The 17,959-nt window shown below is 30.2% G+C and carries 14 protein-coding genes; 10 read left to right on the top strand and 4 right to left on the bottom strand.

Annotated elements, in window-relative coordinates:
• Position 1: 1 nt before the first annotated feature.
• The 6 genes from EYW44_RS14080 to EYW44_RS14055 all read left to right on the top strand — a co-directional run bounded on the left by EYW44_RS14080 (position 2) and on the right by EYW44_RS14055 (position 8,087).
• Positions 2 to 2,257 (top strand): glycoside hydrolase family 3 N-terminal domain-containing protein, encoded by a 2,256-nt coding sequence (locus tag EYW44_RS14080; RefSeq protein ID WP_243643666.1) that lies wholly within the window; start codon positions 2 to 4, stop codon positions 2,255 to 2,257.
• Complete coding sequence (gene gndA, locus EYW44_RS14075) at positions 2,250 to 4,118, top strand: NADP-dependent phosphogluconate dehydrogenase (RefSeq protein WP_132724309.1); 1,869 nt, start codon at positions 2,250 to 2,252, stop codon at positions 4,116 to 4,118. Before EYW44_RS14080 ends, gndA begins: the two co-directional genes overlap by 8 nt.
• Before the next feature lie 2 nt (positions 4,119 to 4,120).
• A complete protein-coding gene (locus tag EYW44_RS14070; RefSeq protein WP_132724308.1) occupies positions 4,121 to 5,470 on the top strand; it encodes a GntP family permease in 1,350 nt (449 codons plus the stop codon).
• A gap of 66 nt (positions 5,471 to 5,536) precedes the next feature.
• Complete coding sequence (locus EYW44_RS14065; RefSeq protein WP_132724307.1) at positions 5,537 to 7,144, top strand: MFS transporter; 1,608 nt, start codon at positions 5,537 to 5,539, stop codon at positions 7,142 to 7,144.
• Positions 7,145 to 7,342, top strand: coding sequence for a hypothetical protein (locus EYW44_RS14060; RefSeq protein ID WP_132724306.1), 198 nt, complete (start codon positions 7,145 to 7,147; stop codon positions 7,340 to 7,342).
• A 10-nt stretch (positions 7,343 to 7,352) separates the two neighbouring features.
• Positions 7,353 to 8,087 (top strand): hypothetical protein, encoded by a 735-nt coding sequence (locus tag EYW44_RS14055; protein WP_132724305.1) that lies wholly within the window; start codon positions 7,353 to 7,355, stop codon positions 8,085 to 8,087.
• A gap of 55 nt (positions 8,088 to 8,142) precedes the next feature.
• Here EYW44_RS14055 and EYW44_RS14050 read toward each other — a convergent pair whose 3' ends face one another.
• A complete protein-coding gene (locus tag EYW44_RS14050; protein WP_132724304.1) occupies positions 8,143 to 10,248 on the bottom strand; it encodes a thioredoxin domain-containing protein in 2,106 nt (701 codons plus the stop codon).
• 224 nt (positions 10,249 to 10,472) lie between these two features.
• On the opposite strand from EYW44_RS14050, the gene EYW44_RS14045 reads away from it, so the two are divergent.
• From EYW44_RS14045 to EYW44_RS14030, 4 genes are all read left to right on the top strand, one after another.
• The gene (locus EYW44_RS14045) at positions 10,473 to 10,886 is read left to right on the top strand and encodes a response regulator (protein ID WP_132724303.1); all 414 of its coding nucleotides are present in this window, start codon (positions 10,473 to 10,475) and stop codon (positions 10,884 to 10,886) included.
• A gap of 104 nt (positions 10,887 to 10,990) precedes the next feature.
• The gene (locus tag EYW44_RS14040; protein WP_132724302.1) at positions 10,991 to 13,333 is read left to right on the top strand and encodes a PAS domain-containing sensor histidine kinase; all 2,343 of its coding nucleotides are present in this window, start codon (positions 10,991 to 10,993) and stop codon (positions 13,331 to 13,333) included.
• An 8-nt stretch (positions 13,334 to 13,341) separates the two neighbouring features.
• Positions 13,342 to 13,665, top strand: coding sequence for an Hpt domain-containing protein (locus EYW44_RS14035; RefSeq protein ID WP_132724301.1), 324 nt, complete (start codon positions 13,342 to 13,344; stop codon positions 13,663 to 13,665).
• A gap of 16 nt (positions 13,666 to 13,681) precedes the next feature.
• Entirely contained in the window at positions 13,682 to 14,398 is a 717-nt protein-coding gene (locus EYW44_RS14030) for a LytR/AlgR family response regulator transcription factor (protein WP_132724300.1), read from the top strand.
• Positions 14,399 to 14,688: 290 nt separating this feature from the next.
• Here EYW44_RS14030 and EYW44_RS14025 read toward each other — a convergent pair whose 3' ends face one another.
• From EYW44_RS14025 to EYW44_RS14015, 3 genes are all read right to left on the bottom strand, one after another.
• Positions 14,689 to 15,330 (bottom strand): peroxiredoxin-like family protein, encoded by a 642-nt coding sequence (locus tag EYW44_RS14025; RefSeq protein ID WP_132724299.1) that lies wholly within the window; start codon positions 15,328 to 15,330, stop codon positions 14,689 to 14,691.
• A gap of 91 nt (positions 15,331 to 15,421) precedes the next feature.
• Positions 15,422 to 16,165: an AraC family transcriptional regulator gene (locus tag EYW44_RS14020; protein ID WP_132724298.1), complete on the bottom strand. Its 744-nt coding sequence runs from the start codon at positions 16,163 to 16,165 to the stop codon at positions 15,422 to 15,424.
• Between the two features lie 7 nt (positions 16,166 to 16,172).
• Positions 16,173 to 17,906, bottom strand: coding sequence for a sodium:solute symporter family protein (locus tag EYW44_RS14015; RefSeq protein ID WP_132724297.1), 1,734 nt, complete (start codon positions 17,904 to 17,906; stop codon positions 16,173 to 16,175).
• Positions 17,907 to 17,959: the final 53 nt, after the last annotated feature.

Below are 17,959 nucleotides of genomic sequence, written 5' to 3'. Positions count from 1 at the left end.
CATGTATAAGAAGCTATATCTACTACTAATTATCATAGTTATTATTTCTTGTAAAGAAGAAAAGAAAACTTTAGGAAATGATAATAATCCTACAGAAGCAAAAGTCAATGAGCTATTAGCAAAAATGACTTTAGATGAAAAGATTGGGCAATTAAATTTAAGAGGAACTTCAAGTAGAGTTAAAGGAGGTTTGTCAGATGAATTAAAACAATCAGTAAGAGACGGAAAAGTTGGTGCATTTTTAAATGTAATGAATACTGAATATGTAGATGAATTACAAAGAATAGCAGTAAATGAAAGCCCAAATAAGGTTCCATTAATTTTTGCCAGAGATGTTATTCATGGATTTAAAACTATTTTTCCAATTCCATTAGGTTTAGCGGCATCATGGAATGCAGAAACAGTGAAAGAATCGTCAAGAGTTGCAGCAGTAGAAGCTTCTTCTTCAGGAATTCGTTGGACATTTGCACCTATGTTAGATATTGCTCGTGATAGCAGATGGGGAAGGATAGCAGAGTCGCCAGGAGAAGATCCGTATTTAGCAGGAGTTTTAGGAAAAGCATATGTAGAAGGTTTTCAGGGAGATAGTTTAAATGATCCTACAAGTATGATTGCTTGTGCGAAACACTTTATAGGATATGGAGCAGCTATTGGTGGTAGAGATTATAATACAGCTATTATAAATAAAGAATTACTTCAAAACGTGTATTTACCACCTTTCAAAGCAGCTTTTGATGCGGGGAGTCAAACAGTAATGACTTCTTTTAATGAAACAAACGGAATTCCAGCAAGTGGAGATAAAAAATTATTACAAGACATTTTAAGAGAACAATTAAAATTTGATGGTTTTGTAGTAAGTGATTGGAATTCGGTAATTGAAATGATTCCTCACGGTTTTGCCAAAGATGAGAAACATGCAGCAGAAATTAGTGTGAATGCTGGTATGAATATGGAAATGACAAGTGCTTCTTATGAGAATCATATTAAAGAGTTATTAAAGGAAGGGAAAATTTCTGAACAACAGATCAATAATTTAGTTGCAGATATTTTACGTGTAAAATTTAGAATGGGATTATTTGAAAATCCTAACAGAGATACTAATAATTCAGGAGATTTATATGCTAAAAGTCATTTAGAATTAGCTAAAAAAGCAGCTATAGAAAGTAGTGTCTTATTAAAAAATAAAGAAAATATATTGCCTTTAAATAAAGAAGCTAAAGTGGCAGTAATTGGACCATTGGCAGATAAACCAAGAGAACAATTAGGAACATGGACTTTTGATGGAGATAAAACGCATACAGTAACACCTGTTGCAACTTTCACTAAAGCAAAAGCAAATTTTAATTTTATTGAAGGGTTAAGCTATAGTAGAGATGTTTCTGAAAATGAGTTTCAAAAAGCTATAAATACAGCTAAAAAGTCTGATGTAGTTGTGTTTATTGGTGGAGAAGAGGCAATTTTATCAGGAGAAGCGCATAGTAGAGCTAATATTAATTTACCAGGAGCACAAGAAAAGTTAATTAAAAAGTTAGCAGCAACAGGTAAAAAGATAGTGTTAGTGATTATGGCAGGTAGACCCATTACCTTAACAAATATCATTGATGATGTTGATGCGGTTTTAATGACATGGCATCCTGGTACTATGGGAGGACCTGCAATTTATGATATGTTATACGGAGAGCAAGAACCTTTAGGAAGGTTGCCAGTAACATGGCCAAAAACAGCAGGACAATTACCATTGTTTTACAATCATAAAAATACAGGGAGACCTGCAACTTCTGAGGAGTTTGTGCATATAGATAGTATTCCAATTGGAGCTTGGCAAAGTTCATTAGGGAATACTTCACATTATTTAGATGCAGGTTTTACACCACATTTTCCTTTTGGTCATGGATTGGGTTATACCACTTTTGAGTACAGTGATTTGAAATTGTCTACCCAAAAATTAACAGATGCAAATACAATAGAAGCAACAGTTACTGTAAAGAATACAGGAAGTAAAGATGGTAGTGAATTGGTACAATTGTATGTGCAAGATGTAGTAGGTAGTATTACAAGACCCGTAAAAGAATTGAAAGGATTTGAACGTATTTTGTTAAAGTCTGGAGAAGTTAAAAATGTAAGTTTTAAAATACAAGTTGAAGATTTAAAATACTTTAATAGCGATTTAAAGTATGGTGTAGAGAAAGGAGATTTTAATATCTGGATAGGAAAAAACTCAGCAGAAGGTTTAAAAGGTAGTTTTGTGTATGAGTAAGGTAATTATATTAATGGGAGTTAGTGGAAGTGGAAAAACTACTATCGGAAAACTCCTGTCTGAACAAATTGATATACCGTTTTTTGATGCAGATAATTTTCATCCAAAATCTAATATTGAAAAAATGAGTAATGGAAATTCTTTAAATGATGAAGACAGATTTCCATGGTTAAAAGTACTGCATAAAAAGATTCTTGATGAAAAACAAAGAAAGGGAATCATTTTAAGCTGCTCTGCATTAAAAGAATCTTATAGAGAAATACTTACTTCAGGTATTGAAAATGTGCACTGGTTTTACTTAAAAGGAGATTTTCAGCTAATCAAAAGCAGGTTAGAAAGTAGGGAAGATCATTTTATGAAAAGTGATTTGTTACAATCTCAATTTGATTGCTTAGAAACACCGAACTACGGAACAACGATAGGTATTAGTAAAGAACCAACTCAAATTATTGAAATTATTAAAAGTACTATGGAATTATCTTCTTTCGGAATTGTAGGATTAGGGGTGATGGGAAAAAGTTTGGCTATAAATATGCTGAACAAAAACATTACTTTATCTGTTTATAATAGAGAAACATCAGAAGAGCAAGGTATTGTAAAACGTTTCTTAGAAGAACAATCTCACAAAGAAGTGAGAGGGTTTACGGAAATAGAAAACTTTGTAATGTCATTAGCAAAGCCTAGAAAAATACTAATGATGGTAAAAGCAGGAGATGTGACTGATACTGTTATAGAAAGTTTACTACCATTTTTAGAAGCAGGAGATATTTTGATTGATGGGGGAAATTCTCATTATAAAAATACAGCTAGGCGAGAATTATATGTGAAAGAAAAAGGAATTTCATTTATTGGTATGGGAGTTTCAGGAGGAGAAGAAGGAGCCTTGAAAGGACCTTCATTAATGCCAGGAGGAACTATTGAGAGTTATAAACATGTATCTGAATTTTTAGAAACAATAGCAGCAAAAGATGAAGAAGGAAAGTCTTGTTGTAATTTTATAGGACCTTCAGGTGCAGGACATTTTGTGAAAATGGTTCATAATGGTATTGAATATGGAGATATGCAATTATTGGCTGAACTGTATGATGTACTTTCAAAATTTATGGATTATCAAGAAATCTCTAACGTATTTTTTAATTGGAATAAAGGTGATTTAGGAAGTTACTTACTAGAAATAACAGCTAAAATTTTAAAAGAAAAAGATGGAAGTGAATATGTATTAGATCAAATTTTAGATAAAGCGGGTAATAAAGGTACAGGATCATGGTCTAGTGTGGCTGCGTTACAGTTAGGAATACCTACAACTATAAAAACGGCAGCAGTTAATGCACGTTATACATCATCTTATAAAGAAGAAAGAAAGCGTTTGTCAGTTTTCAATACGTCAGAAAGGGAGTATGAATCAATTGAAATAGATGTATTAGCACAAGCATATGATTTTGCGAGAACGGTAAATTTACATCAAGGTTTACAGTTGATAAAAATAGCTTCAGAATCTTATAATTGGAACTTGAATTTAGGAGAAATATGTAGAGTTTGGTCTAACGGATGTATTATTAAATCTGAAAAAATTAAAGAGTATAGTAAGGTTCTGCAAAATGTAGATACGTTATTGGAAGAAGAGAGGATTGTATTACAATTATATAAAAATGAAAAAGCTATCACAAAAGTTATTGCTTATGCATTAACATATCGAATTCAAATACCTTGTTTTTATGAGGCTTATAACTATTGGATTGCTATGACTACTGAAAAATCTTCAGCAAATTTAATTCAGGCTCAGAGAGATTTTTTTGGAGCACATAGGTTTCAAAAGGTAAATGCAGACACAGAAGAATTTGTTCATTATAATTGGAGTTAAGTATGTTAGATTATCAACTTTTATTGGCAGTTTTTTCAGGTGTTGCTATCTTGTTAGTTTTAATATTACGATTTAAAATTCAGGCTTTTATTTCGTTATTAATAGCTAGTGTTGTTGTTGGTGTTGTTGCAGGTATGTCACCTTCAAATATTATTACAACCATGCAAAGTGGTATGGGGAATACCTTAGGTTTTGTAGCTTTAGTTGTAGGTTTAGGTGCAATTTTTGGAGCCATTCTAGAACAATCAGGAGGCGCAGAAGCATTAGCTACTTATTTATTATCAAAGTTTGGCGATAAAAATGCATCATGGGCATTAATGTTAACGGGTTTTTTAGTGGCTATTCCAGTATTCTTTGACGTAGCATTTATCATTTTAATACCGATGGTATATTCATTACAAAGAAGAACACAAAAGTCGTTGTTATTATATGCAATTCCTCTATTAGCAGGACTGGCAATTACTCATTCGTTTATACCCCCAACTCCTGGACCAGTAGCTGTAGCTGATATTTTAAAAGCAGATTTAGGTTGGGTTATTTTGTTTGGTTTTTTAGTAGGAGCACCAACAGCAGTTGTGTGTGGACCTCTATTTGCAAAATACATTTCTCAAAAAATACATGTTGAGGCTCCAAAATTAGAAAGTGAATTAGATAAAGAACAAGAGTACCCGGCAATTCGATTAATTATTACCATCATCATTATACCTATTTTGTTAATTGTAGGTAATACCTTTTTAAATAGTCCATTAGTAGGGAATGATGTTATTTCTGAAAATGTGAAAGAATGGATGAAAATGATTGGAAATCCTTTTATAGCTTTAATAATTGCAAATATAATAGCATGGTATCTATTAGGAATCAAAAGAGGATGGTCAAAAGATAAGTTATTAAAAGTAGCTACAAATTCTATGGGACCAGCTGGCTTAATTATTTTGTTAACTGGAGCAGGTGGTGTTTTTAAACAAATGCTAATTAATACAGGAACAGGTGAAATGTTAGCGAATTATTTTTCTAGTATTGGAATAGGGATGTTGTTTTTCGGTTTTTTTATAGCTGTTTTAGTTCGAGTTTTACAAGGTTCAGCAACAGTAGCAATGATTACTGCAGCGGGTGTAACTGCCCCTTTAATAGCTAACGGAGATATTTCTCAATTAAGTAAAGCATTGTTAGTGATTGCTATAGCGTCAGGAGCATCAATCATGTCACATGTGAACGATAGTGGTTTTTGGCTTGTAGGAAAATATTTAGGATTAAATGAAAAACAGACATTTAAAAGTTGGACAATGATGACAACCATTTTAGCTTTAACCAGTTTTACAATCATAACAATAATGTCATTATTTATTTCATAAGAAAGATAAAAAGAGAGAAGTTTATAATCAAATAAAGAAAAACATATTAACCAAATAAAAACACACATGTTAGAACAAACGAAACTTACCATTAAAGAGAAAATAGGATATGCTTTAGGGGATGGAGCTGCGAATATCGCTTGGAGAGGAGTCGCTACTTTTTTATTTATTTATTATACGGATGTTTTTGGATTAAGTCCAGCCACAGTTGGAGTATTGTTTTTAGCTGCTCGATTTAGTGATGGAATTAGTGATGTTTTAATGGGGGTTATTGGAGATAGGACAAACTCTAAATATGGTAAATTCCGACCTTGGATTTTATGGACAGCAATACCATTAGGTGTTATTTTATCATTGTTATTTACAAGTCCAGATTTTAGTGATAAAGGTAAAATAGTTTATGCCTACATCACTTATATTCTATTTACGCTAATTTATACGGCTAATAATATTCCTTATGGAGCTTTAATGGCTGTGATGACGGGCGATGATAAAGAACGAACTAGCTTAGGTTCGTACAGAATGGTAGGAGCCTTTGTTGGAGGTATGCTAGTGCAAGGATTACTACTGTATTTAGTAGCTTCATTTGGTAAAGTAAGTTCAACTATTCAAATAGAAAAATTAGAAAACAAAAAATATAGTGTTAAAATAGAAGCTTTAGAAGATGTTTCTAGTGTGAATGTAAAAACTGAAGATGGTATTGCCATGTTTACATGGGGAGCAGGAGTAAATGAGGCTCTTCAGAATGAGGAACCTAGTAATAGAAAAAGTTTCGCTATGAAAACAGGTGAAAAATATTCTTTTATAGTTGAAGGAGAAGCTGATCTAGCGGAAGAAAATATTTCAATAATAGATCAGAATAATGGATATAGCAAATCTATTTATGTATTATCCTTCTTTTTGATTGTTTTTATGTTGTATACATTTTATGCAACAAAAGAAAGAGTTTCACCACCAAAAGGGCAAAAGAGTAATTTAAAACAAGACTTTAAAGATTTAATAACAAATAAAGCATGGTTAGTTTTATTGGTAGTTGGGTTACTATTCAATATATATAACTCCATCAAACAAGGTATTATAGTAATCTATTTTACCCATTATCTAAATGATCAACTATTAGCAGCTAGTTTTTTAGTAGGTTTAATGTTAGCTTCTATAGCTGGAGCCATTGTAACAGCTCCCTTAGGTAAACGACTTGGAAAAAGAAATTTATTTATTTATGCTTTAGTTTTATCTGGTACAATCAATGCATTACTATTTTTTTGTGGACCGAATGATATAATTTTAATTTTCGTATTAGGAATTATCTCTGAATTTTTTGCTGCTATTTTTCCAACATTGTTTTTTGCAATGCTTGGTGATGCTGCAGATTACTCTGAATTTAAAAATAAAAGAAGAGCAACAGGTTTAGTATACTCGGCAGGTTCTTTTGCTTCCAAGTTTGGTGGAGGTATTGCTGGCGCAATTATAGGATTTGTATTAACTATCTATGGCTATGATGGACAAAGTGGAGCTTCCATTAAAGAGGCTATTCCAGGAATAATAATGTTAATGAGTTGGATACCTGCAATTGTTACCATGATTGCTGCAGGCCTAATGGTGCTGTATCCCTTAAATCAAAGTAAAATGGATGAAGTAACCTTAGATTTAAATGCTAGAAGAGCGAAGGTTTAAATGCGTATTGCGGAGTTTTGTAAAAAAGAAATAGCTTCAATTTTAGATGAGGTAATGGAGTTTTGGTCTACAAAAGCGATAGATCATAGTCATGGTGAATGGTATGAAAAATTGGATGCAGACAAAAACCCAATACATGTACCTAAAGTGAACATGTGGAAATCGCCGTATCATATTGTTAGAATGTGTTTATTATAACTAAATTAATATGAAGACTATTAAGTTGTTAATAGTAGCAATATTGTTGCTTTTTATTTCGTGTGCTAAAAATACTACAATTGTATTCCAAGATGATTTTGAAAAATATGAATCACAAAAGCAACCAATATCTCCATGGGTTACATCGGGAGAAGGATTAGTTTATATAGATACAACAAAATCTTTTTCAGGAAAAAAATCAATGTTTTTTAATAGTGGAGAAGGTTTTCAGAATAGAGCTTTTATTTCTGTGTATGATCTTTTTAATAAAGAAACTGAATTCTATTATGGAAGTTTAAAAATGTACATAGAAGAAGCTTCTCCAGATGGAATTCACTGGACAATGATTCAGGCTTCTGGAAAAACAGAGAAAGATTTTATAGCTGAGGTTCGTTATGGAGGTCAACATAACCAAAGACTCATGGCAAATTATGATACTAAAGGAATAAAATCGGATTGTTGGCATCATACAAAGTTTAAAATACCTGAGAAAAGATGGTTTTCTCTAAAATGGTATATGAATAGAAAAACTAATAATATGAAGTTGTGGTTGGATAATGAATTAGTGCATGAATTAAAAGGAAACAATCTTGAGAAAGGATGTTTAAGTAATGAAAATAATGGTGATTGGACATTTCCTTTTTTTGAAGCCATAACATTAGGTTGGGTTGATTATCAGAAAAATGGAGGGTATCGAAAAGTTTGGATTGATGATGTAATTTTATCAAGTAAAAATATCGATTGATCAGTTTAGAAAACAAGAGAGGTGCTTTTAAAGCACCTCTCTTGTTTTTGATATATTATTGTTTTGTAAGCATTTCTCGTGCTTTTTTTATGTCATCTGTGGGGAGTTTACATGTTTTGTTAACGCAAACATATATAAATGTATTACTATCTGTAAATCGTCCTTTTAATAAAGGAAGTTCACTTTTTTGTGTACTACCAGATAATAGTTGATTGGGTATGTAATAATTATTTAATTCTTTTGATTTTTCGAGCGCATTTTCACCTGCAATAACAGTTTCATAAAAAGGAAGTGAAAGATTTAAATAACTATCTAACCAATTAGAATATGAATAAGGGTGTTTTTTTATTTTGGGTAGTATGTTATGTAGCATTTTATAAGAAATGTCAGCGTAATTTTTATGATCAAAATAATGGCTTAAAAAGAAAAGATTTTTATTCATTACAGAGTTAGCTGAAGGTATTACAATGTCTTCAATATTTAGGTTATTCATAATGGAATTCTGATTCTCTTTTAAAGGATAAAAGAATCCTTTATTTTTATCATAGAAATTTTTCAGTACATATTCTGTTAATTTATTGGCTGTTTGTAGCCAACTTTCATCAAATGTTATTTGGTATAAAGATATGTAAGAATTAATTAGCAAAGCATAATCTTCCATAGTGCCCTTTATTTTGTTGTTTTCAGAATTTATACTTCTGTATACCGATCCGTCATTTGAAATAGCTTTGTTTTTTAGAGCGATGGCATTTTTAATAGCTTTCTTTTTTATGCTTTCATCTCCAAAAACTTTATATGCATCAGTTAAAGCTTGTAACATAAGAGCATTCCAAGAAGTAAGTATTTTATTATCTAATTCAGGAGCAACTCTATTAGCACGCTTTTCTAATAATATTTTCTTCCAAGAGGAAACCTTTGTGTTTAACTCATCAAGTTTTAGTTGATGTTTTTTTGCAAAAACACTATCCCTATATATTTGTAACAAAACATGCTTGTTTTCTAACTTTTCAATTTTATCAATTCCAAAATAATCGCTGAATAATTCAAAATCATCTTTTATGAATGTTTGTAAAGAGTCTTTTTTCCATGTATAATAGGCACCTTCTTCCAATTCGTTGTTTTCATTAAAACTATCAGCATTTAAAGAAGAGAAATAAAGATCATTTTTATGGAGATTGGTATCTGTAAAGTGTAAGGTATTGTACACTATTTTTTTATAACGTTCATTTTTAGATAATTGATAGGCATTTGAAAATAATGAAATTAACTGAGCATTATCATATAACATTTTTTCAAAATGAGGAATATGCCATTTGTTATCAACGGTATACCTAGCAAAACCACCTTCAATAGGATCATTCAATCCGCCTAATGCTATTTTATCTAATGTTTTAAATACAAATTGTTGTAATAAAGTGTCGTTTGTTTGATGTGAATATCTCAATAGAAATTGATAACTACTTGGTCTTGGAAACTGGTTTTTACCAACTAATCCTCCGTTAATAGTATCTAAACTTTGTTTCCAATCGTTAATGAACACTTTTAAAGTATCAGTTGAGAAATTGATGTTTTTTTGATTATTTGAAACCGTTTGTAGTGAAATTAAATCTTTAGATAATCTGGTAGCAAATTCTTTCGCTTGTTCAGGATCTTCAGCATAAATAGCTTGAATATTTTGTAAAGCATTTAACCAATTTTCTTTGTTAAAATAAGTTCCACCCCAAAGAGGTTCACCATTAGGTAAAAGGATACAGTTTAAAGGCCAACCACCATTACCAGTCATTACTTTTACAGCAGTTAAATATGTTTTATCTACATTAGGATGTTCCTCTCTATCCACTTTAATATTTATAAAGTGTGTATTCATAAACTCAGCGACCTCTTTATCTTCAAAAGTTTCTTTCTCCATTACATGGCACCAATGGCATGAAGAGTAACCTATAGATAATAAAATGAGTTTGTTTTCTTTTTTAGCTTTCTCTAAATACTGATTTTTCCAAGGATACCAATTTACAGGATTATGAGCATGTTGAAGTAGGTAAGGGCTAGATTCATTAATTAACTCGTTGGTATAAGTGTATTCAGAAACGTTTTTTTTACAAGAAAAAGCGAAAATGATGAATGGTAGTAGAATATATTTTTTAAAAGATGAATAGATCAATTGAAGTTGATTTTAAAGAGTTGAATACATATTTGTAACAAACAAAAATTAGTTTTTGAAGATATAAAAGAAAATTAAAACTCAAAAATATTGAAAGAGCCATTTAGTCTGTTCGTCTACACTTTTCTACTCTTTACCGTTAAATACGATTACTTAAACTAAAGAAAAAAAAATCGGGTGATATTAAAATTAAATTGCAGATTAAAGCTACTAAATTATAAAAAATGCAAAAAAAATTAACAATTTTGTTAATTGAAGATGATCAAATAGAGATTATGAAGTTTAATAGAATTTTATCAAAATTAAATTCTATTCATAATGTTATTGAGGCTAATAATGGAGAAGAAGCATTAGAAATTTTATCAGACAGAGACAATCTTCCAAGTATTATATTACTTGATTTAAATATGCCTAAAATTAACGGTATCGAGTTTTTAAAGATCTTAAAAAATGATGAAGTTCTAAAATATTTACCAACTGTTGTACTAACTACTTCGAGCAATCAAAAAGACATGTTAGAATGTTATAAAATAGGGATAGCTGGTTATATTGTAAAGCCTCTTAAATATGAAGATTATCAAAGTAAATTAGTAAAGGTATTATCTTATTGGAGTGCTAACGAATTAATAACTGTTTAAGATTTTTACTGCTAAGACTTAAAATTAACCGACAAATTTTATTAATTTAAACTCGTAAATTGGAGTAAAAGGTAAGCTTTTAATTATTGTTCAATTTAGAATTTATGAGTGGAATTGATACAGACAATTTAGAACATTCTTTAAAAGAGAAACATAACGAGCTGCTTATTAAGGAGCAAAGAATTCTTGAGCTTGAGAAAAAAAATCTTGAGTTAGAAAGTAAGAATGAAAAATTGCAACATACTTTTCAACAAAAAGAAGCTGAATTACTTGGTATTTTTGAGAACATCAATGATGCTTTTGTTTCTATTGATTTAAAAGGAAATGTTATCAAAATGAATAACATTGCTTCTGAGTTATTTGGTTACAAACATGACGAAGACACGCCTTTTAATTTGATGAAGTTAATACATCCAGATGATTACAAATATACGTTGGGATCATTCAAAAAATTATTAGATGATGGATCTTATTCTAAATATAGAGCACGTATTATTAGAAAGTGCGGAAGTATAAAGCAAATAGAAGTTAATTCTAGTCTTATATATAATAAGGAAAAGAAAATAATAGGAGCACAAGGTATTGTTAGAGATATTACCAAAGAAATTGAACTTCAGAACTTATTAGAAACACAAAAAGATCAGCTCGATATTATTTTTAATAATTCGCCTATAGGAATAACATTGTCTAAAGAAGATGAGAATGATTTTATTTTCGTGAATAAATCTTTAGGGAAGATGTTGGGGTATTCATCTAGCGAGTTGAAGAAAATGAAAGTAACAGATTTTACTCATCCAGAAGATAAAGAAAAATCTACTCTCTTAAAATCGAAGCTTAGCAAAGGTGAATTAAACAAGTTTAGCTTAGAGAAACGATATATTAAAAAAGACGGAGATATTCTTTGGGCTAAAACAACTGTTAAAGCTGTAAGAGATAAGGATAACAAGATAAAATTTCAGGTTGCTACCATTGAAGATATTACAAAAAATAAATTAGCCAATAGAAAATTAGTAGAATCTGAAAACAGACTGTCATCACTAATATCTAAATTAGATAGTGGGGTGTTGTTAGAAGATGAACAAAGAGATATTGTAATTACTAATGATAAGTTTCGCGAGTTATTTTCAATAGATAAAAGAAAACTAATAGGTGAAAATTCAGCTAAATTACTTGAAGAAACTAAGTTGATTTTTGAAAATCCTGAGTATCATAGTACAAGGGTGAAAAAATTAGTAAAGGACAAAAAAGTGGTGCTAGGAGATGAAATTCGCTTAAAAAACGGTCGAATTCTAGAGCGTGATTATATACCTGTATCAGAAGGGAAAGAGTACAAAGGACATTTGTGGACTTACAGAGATGTTACTTTGTCAAGAAACTACCGAAAAAGCTTAGAAGCTCATAAAAAACGTTACAGTAATATTATTGCAAACTTACAGTTAGGTTTGGTAGAGTTAGATAATGATAATTTCATTTTATCAGCTAACAAGAGTTTTATCAAGATGACTGGTTTTGATGAAGATGAAATTTTACAACAAGACATTCGAAATTTATTTAAGAAAGATAAAATAAAAGAACTAATTCAAAAGAGAAGAAACAAAGGAAGATCTGGTTCTTATGAATTTAGTTTTATCAATAATGTAAATGTAGAAAAATCACTTTTAGTAAGTACGGCACCTAATTTTAATATTCAAGGAGAAATTATAGGTTCTATTGGTATTATTTTAGATATCACTCATATTAAGAGTTTAGAGCGTCAGAAAGAACAGTTGTTGAAAAAAGTGGAAAGGAGAAATGTTGAATTAGAAGAGTATGCACATGTAGTATCTCATGATTTAAAATCTCCTTTGCGAAGTATTTCGGCATTAACAAGTTGGTTGAAGGAAGATTATGGAGAGTCTTTAGGATCGGGAGGAATGAAAAATGTTGATTTGATTCAGGAAGTAGTTGAAAAAATGGAACGACTGATCAATGATATTTTAAATTATTCAAGTATTGATAGTGATTCTTTGGCAAACACTGAAAAAGTAAATACTTACGAAGTTGTAGATGAGATAAAGAAGATTATATATGTGCCAAAGCATGTAGAAATCAAAATCAATAAAAATTTACCTACTATTAATGCTGATAAAGTTAGAATTCAACAACTTTTTCAAAATTTAATGAGTAATGCTGTAAATTATATTGATAAAGAAAAGGGGATAGTAGAAATAGATTTTAAAGAAAAAAATAAAAGTTTTATCTTTAGTGTATCAGATAATGGTGTTGGAATACCAGAGGAGTATTACAAGAAAATATTTGAAGTTTTTCAATCATTGGGAAATCATAAAAATTCTTCAGGTATTGGATTGTCAATCGTTAAAAAGATTGTAGATGCTTACGGTGGAAAAATATGGCTTGAAAGTAAAAAAGGCATTGGCACAACATTCTTTATAGAATTTAAAAAATAACATTAATCATGATAATTGAAGCCCCCAATTTAAACTACATCAAAGATTTGTCTGGTGGAGATACCGAATTCGAAGAAAAAATGATTTCGATACTAAAATCAGAGCTTCCAGAAGAAGTTTCGGCGTATAAAAAATCAATAGAAAATAAAGATTTTAAACAATCAGCTGAAATCGTTCATAAAGTTAAACATAAAATTAGTATTTTAGGCTTAGAAAAGTCGTATGATTTTGCTGTAAATCATGAAAAACAACTTCTTTCTGAGAACGCAAATGAACACGATGATTTTATGAAACTATTAACTGTAATGTCTAATTTTTTAGACACATTGTAAAACTTTTAAGCTATATATGAATTGTTTAATTATTGATGATGAATCTGCTGCAAGAGCTATTGTTAGTCAACTATGTAAAAGCGAAGGGTCTTTAAATGTGATAGAAGAATTTTCTAATGCAATACAAGCAATTAAATACCTAAATCAGCACGAAGTTGACTTAATCTTTTTAGATATTCACATGCCAGATTTTACAGGTTTTGATTTAATTCAAACATTAAAAAATCCACCAAGAGTAATCTTAACAACTTCAGATAAACAGTTTGCTATTGACGCTTTTGAATACGATTGCATTGTAGACTATTTAGTAAAGCCAATAGAACTTCCAAGATTTATTAAAGCAGTAGAGAAAGCTAGAAAGTTTAAATCAACCGCAAAAGTAGAAGAGGAAACTAAAGCAACCCAAGAAGCCAAGGAAGAAGATCAACAACTATACATTAACATTGATAGAAGGTTGATTAAAATTGAAATACCTAGTATTAACTTAGTAGAGGCAAAAGGAGATTACATTTTAATAAAAACCAAAGAAAAAAATTACACTGTACATTCTACCTTAAAAAAGATAGAAGAAAAGCTACCAAATGAACTGTTTTTAAAGGTACACAGGTCTTATGTTATTAATTTAAAGAGAATTATAGATATTGAAGATAATAGTGTATTAATAGGTAAAGATGTAATACCAGTAAGTAGGTCAAACAGACCAGAATTAATGAAGCGTCTTAATTTATTATAATTTCTTATTTTCGCGATTTAACGACTAAATTTGCAGTTCATCGAAACTAATCCTATAGCTAACCTAAGTTATCAAAATATACAACGAATAACTTTATAAAAAACTACAAATACTGATTAATTTAGTAGTGTAGTTAGTTTAAAAGTTTTGTTTTTTTCACTACGGAACTTCTTTTTTCGTAGATGATTTTTAGATTTATTTGGTTGATTAATCTAAAACAGCCTTTCACATCCGTGAAAGGTTTTTTGTTACAAAAAAAATAACAACCCAAATATTGGGTTGTTATAAGTTTAAGCGTTTTTAATAACCTCTAAAATAGTGGTAGGTTCCAATCTTTCGGTGTAATCTTCAGGAATAAAATGATAAATAATTTCTCTTTTACTGTTTAATACATAAGTTGCAGGCATAGGCAATTCGTAATCATTGTTATTATTATGTTTAGGAACATCTATATTAAAAGAATGATATACTTCTCTCAAATCTTCAGGCAATTGAAAAACCAAACCAATTGATGTAGCATATGTATTATTCAAATCACTTAAAACCTCAAAACTAAGCTCATTTTTTTCATGGGTGGTTATGGAGTTGTCAGGTGTTTCTGGAGAGATAGCAACCAGTTCAGTATTTAATTTTTTAGCTTCAGGTAAAATATCTTGTAAAGCTTTTAACTCCATGTTACAAAATGGACACCAACCACCTCGATAAAAAGAGACGATTAAGAAATCAGCATTAAAATCAGTTAATGAGACAAGGTTATTGTGTATGTTAGGTAAACTAAAGTTAGGAAGAATCTCTCCAGTTTTAATAGCCTTGTTACTTAAATTTTCAGTTTTTAAGTCTTTGGTAGCTCTTTCCATAATAGCCCATTTGTCAGATGGAATATTTTGTTCGTTTTTAGATTTTCTTTCAGTTAATATTTGTGATAAACTCATGTTACTTGCGTTTTTAATTTGATACAAATTTCAAGTAAATTGAGGTTTTTTAAAATGGACAAAAAATATAAATGATGGAAAAAATTCCCTGTTAAGAAACCTTTTTGAATTTAGTTCTGAATTGAGTAGGAGTGAAAGAAGTATTCTTTTTAAAATATTTTATAAAATAATACGGGTCTTCAAAACCTAATTGATAAGCAATCATTTGACTTGTATCATTACTTTCTAAGAGTTTAGTTTTTGCTTTCTCAATTACCTTCTCTGTAATTATGTTACACGGAGTTTTGTTAGTGGTTACTTTTACTTCTTTAATTAATTTTTTTAGAGGAATGTTTAGCATTTCAGCATAGGTACCAGCACAGAAGTTATTTTCAATATTTGTTTCAATTAAATTTTCAAATTGTTCAAAAACACTAAGTTTAGATACAGTAATATTTTTTATGTCATTAATTAACTGATTAGCTAAAATGTGTAAGTAACTTTTTAATAATGAGATTTTAGAAGTAGGAATAGCTTTTATGTTATCTATGATGCTTTTTTTGTGTTGAAAATCCATAATATTCAAAAAAGCAAAACTAAATTCATTTATGTTTTTACATTCAGTTTGAATTTCAGGAAGATTTTTAAAAAAAGGAGTGTCTAAAGGAATAAAATAAGCATCAATAAAAGGCGATGCAGCTATTATATTAAAGTTATTGCTTACAAAAGAAAATGTTTTAGGCTTTACTAAGTAAGTTTCAGAGTTGGTTGTTACAGTAATATTACCCGATAACATTAGCATAAAACCAAACTCATTCACTAAAACTTCTTGATTGTTTTCTAATTTTTGGTACATGAAAAAATTAATCTAAATATTTTAATTTCCATAGTTTTATAATAGTAAAAACACAAACAAGAGACACAATACTTAAAATAACGGCATTAGTTACTTCTCCATAAATCCAGTTTCCTGTAGCAAATAAAAAGCTATAAACCCCAATAACTCCCGCAAAAAAAGCAACTATTTTAGCTCCTACGTTTTTAAATTTACTTTCATTACCAAAAATAATTTGATTAAAATTATCAAGAGTTTTAGTATCAGTAGGTTGAGTAACTAACGTTGTTATAATCCATCCAATAGTTGTAATTACTACTCCAAGTATTAGTTGCCAATAAGAAGGAATACTTACAAGTGGAGCGTCCATTTTATTATTAATAAAGAAAAAGAAGGCGATCAAAAAAGATATCACCATAGCAGCGATTTCACTGTATGGATTGATACGATTCCAAAACCATCTAAGGATAAATAATAGACCAGTACCAGCACCAATTTGTAGTAACAAGTCAAAAACATCTTTTGCAGACTGTAAGTAAAATGAAAACAAAGCGGCGCATAACATTAATATTAATGTCGCAATTCTTCCAACAATAACTTTTTGCTTTTCAGAAGCTTCTGTGTTTATAAACCGTGCATAAAAGTCGTTAACAATATATGAGCTACCCCAGTTTAATTGCGTAGAAATTGTGCTCATAAAAGCGGCTATTAAAGAAGTTAATACAATTCCTAATAAACCAGCAGGTAAATAAGTCATCATTGCAGCATAAGCAACATCATCTCCCTGCATTTCTTTGGTAAGTCCAGGGAAAGTTTCATTAATACTAGAAACATCAGGGAAAATAACTAAAGAAGCCAAACCAACTATAATCCAAGGCCAAGGTCTAAGAGCATAATGAGCAAAATTGAAAAACAAGGTTGCCCAAGTAGCATTCTTTTCATCTTTAGCAGCTAACATTCTTTGAGCAATGTAACCACCACCTCCAGGTTCTGCTCCTGGGTACCAAGTGCTCCACCATTGAACAGCAAAAGGAATAATAAATAAGGTAATTAAACTTTCTTTATCTGAAAAATCAGGTAAAATATTCAATTTACTATGTACTGTTGGTTCTGAAAGTAATTGAGATATACCTCCAATTTCAGGAAGGCTTACAATATATATAGTAGCCCAAACCGAACCAATCATAGCAATTACAAATTGAATAAAATCGGTTAACAATACACCTTTCAATCCTCCTAAAGAAGAATAAATAACAACTATAATAGAAGAATACAAAAGCATTTGTGTTTGAGAAATACCAAGAAGAATATTAGCAATTTTAGCACCAGCTAAACACACACCCGCCATGGTAATAATATTAAAAATAACGCCTAAATAAATGGCTCTAAACCCTCTTAAAAAACCAGCAACCTTTCCAGAATATCTTAACTCGTAGAATTCTAGATCAGTAGAAATACCTGATCGTCTCCATAATCTGGCATAAAAGAATACAGTAAGCATACCCGTTAATAGCATTGCCCACCAAACCCAATTTCCAGAAACTCCATTTTTTCTAACAAGTTCAGTAACTAAACCAGGAGTATCAGCAGCAAAAGTAGTAGCTACCATAGATACACCTAATAACCACCAAGGCATGTTTCTACCAGATAAAAAGAACTCAGAACTGTTTTTTCCAGCCGATTTAGCTGCGTAAATACCGATTCCTAAAGAAATAATGAAAAATGAAATTATAATGATATAATCTAGTGATGTAAGTTGCATAATTTTGGTTTGTAGGCTAAATTAACTAAATAATTTAAAATGTAATATTTTGC

The sequence above is a fragment of the Tenacibaculum sp. M341 genome (assembly GCF_004337695.1).
GTDB lineage: Bacteria > Bacteroidota > Bacteroidia > Flavobacteriales > Flavobacteriaceae > Polaribacter.
The sequence above is the reverse complement of the archived record's forward strand: the minus strand, read 5'-3'. Positions and strand labels throughout refer to the sequence as shown.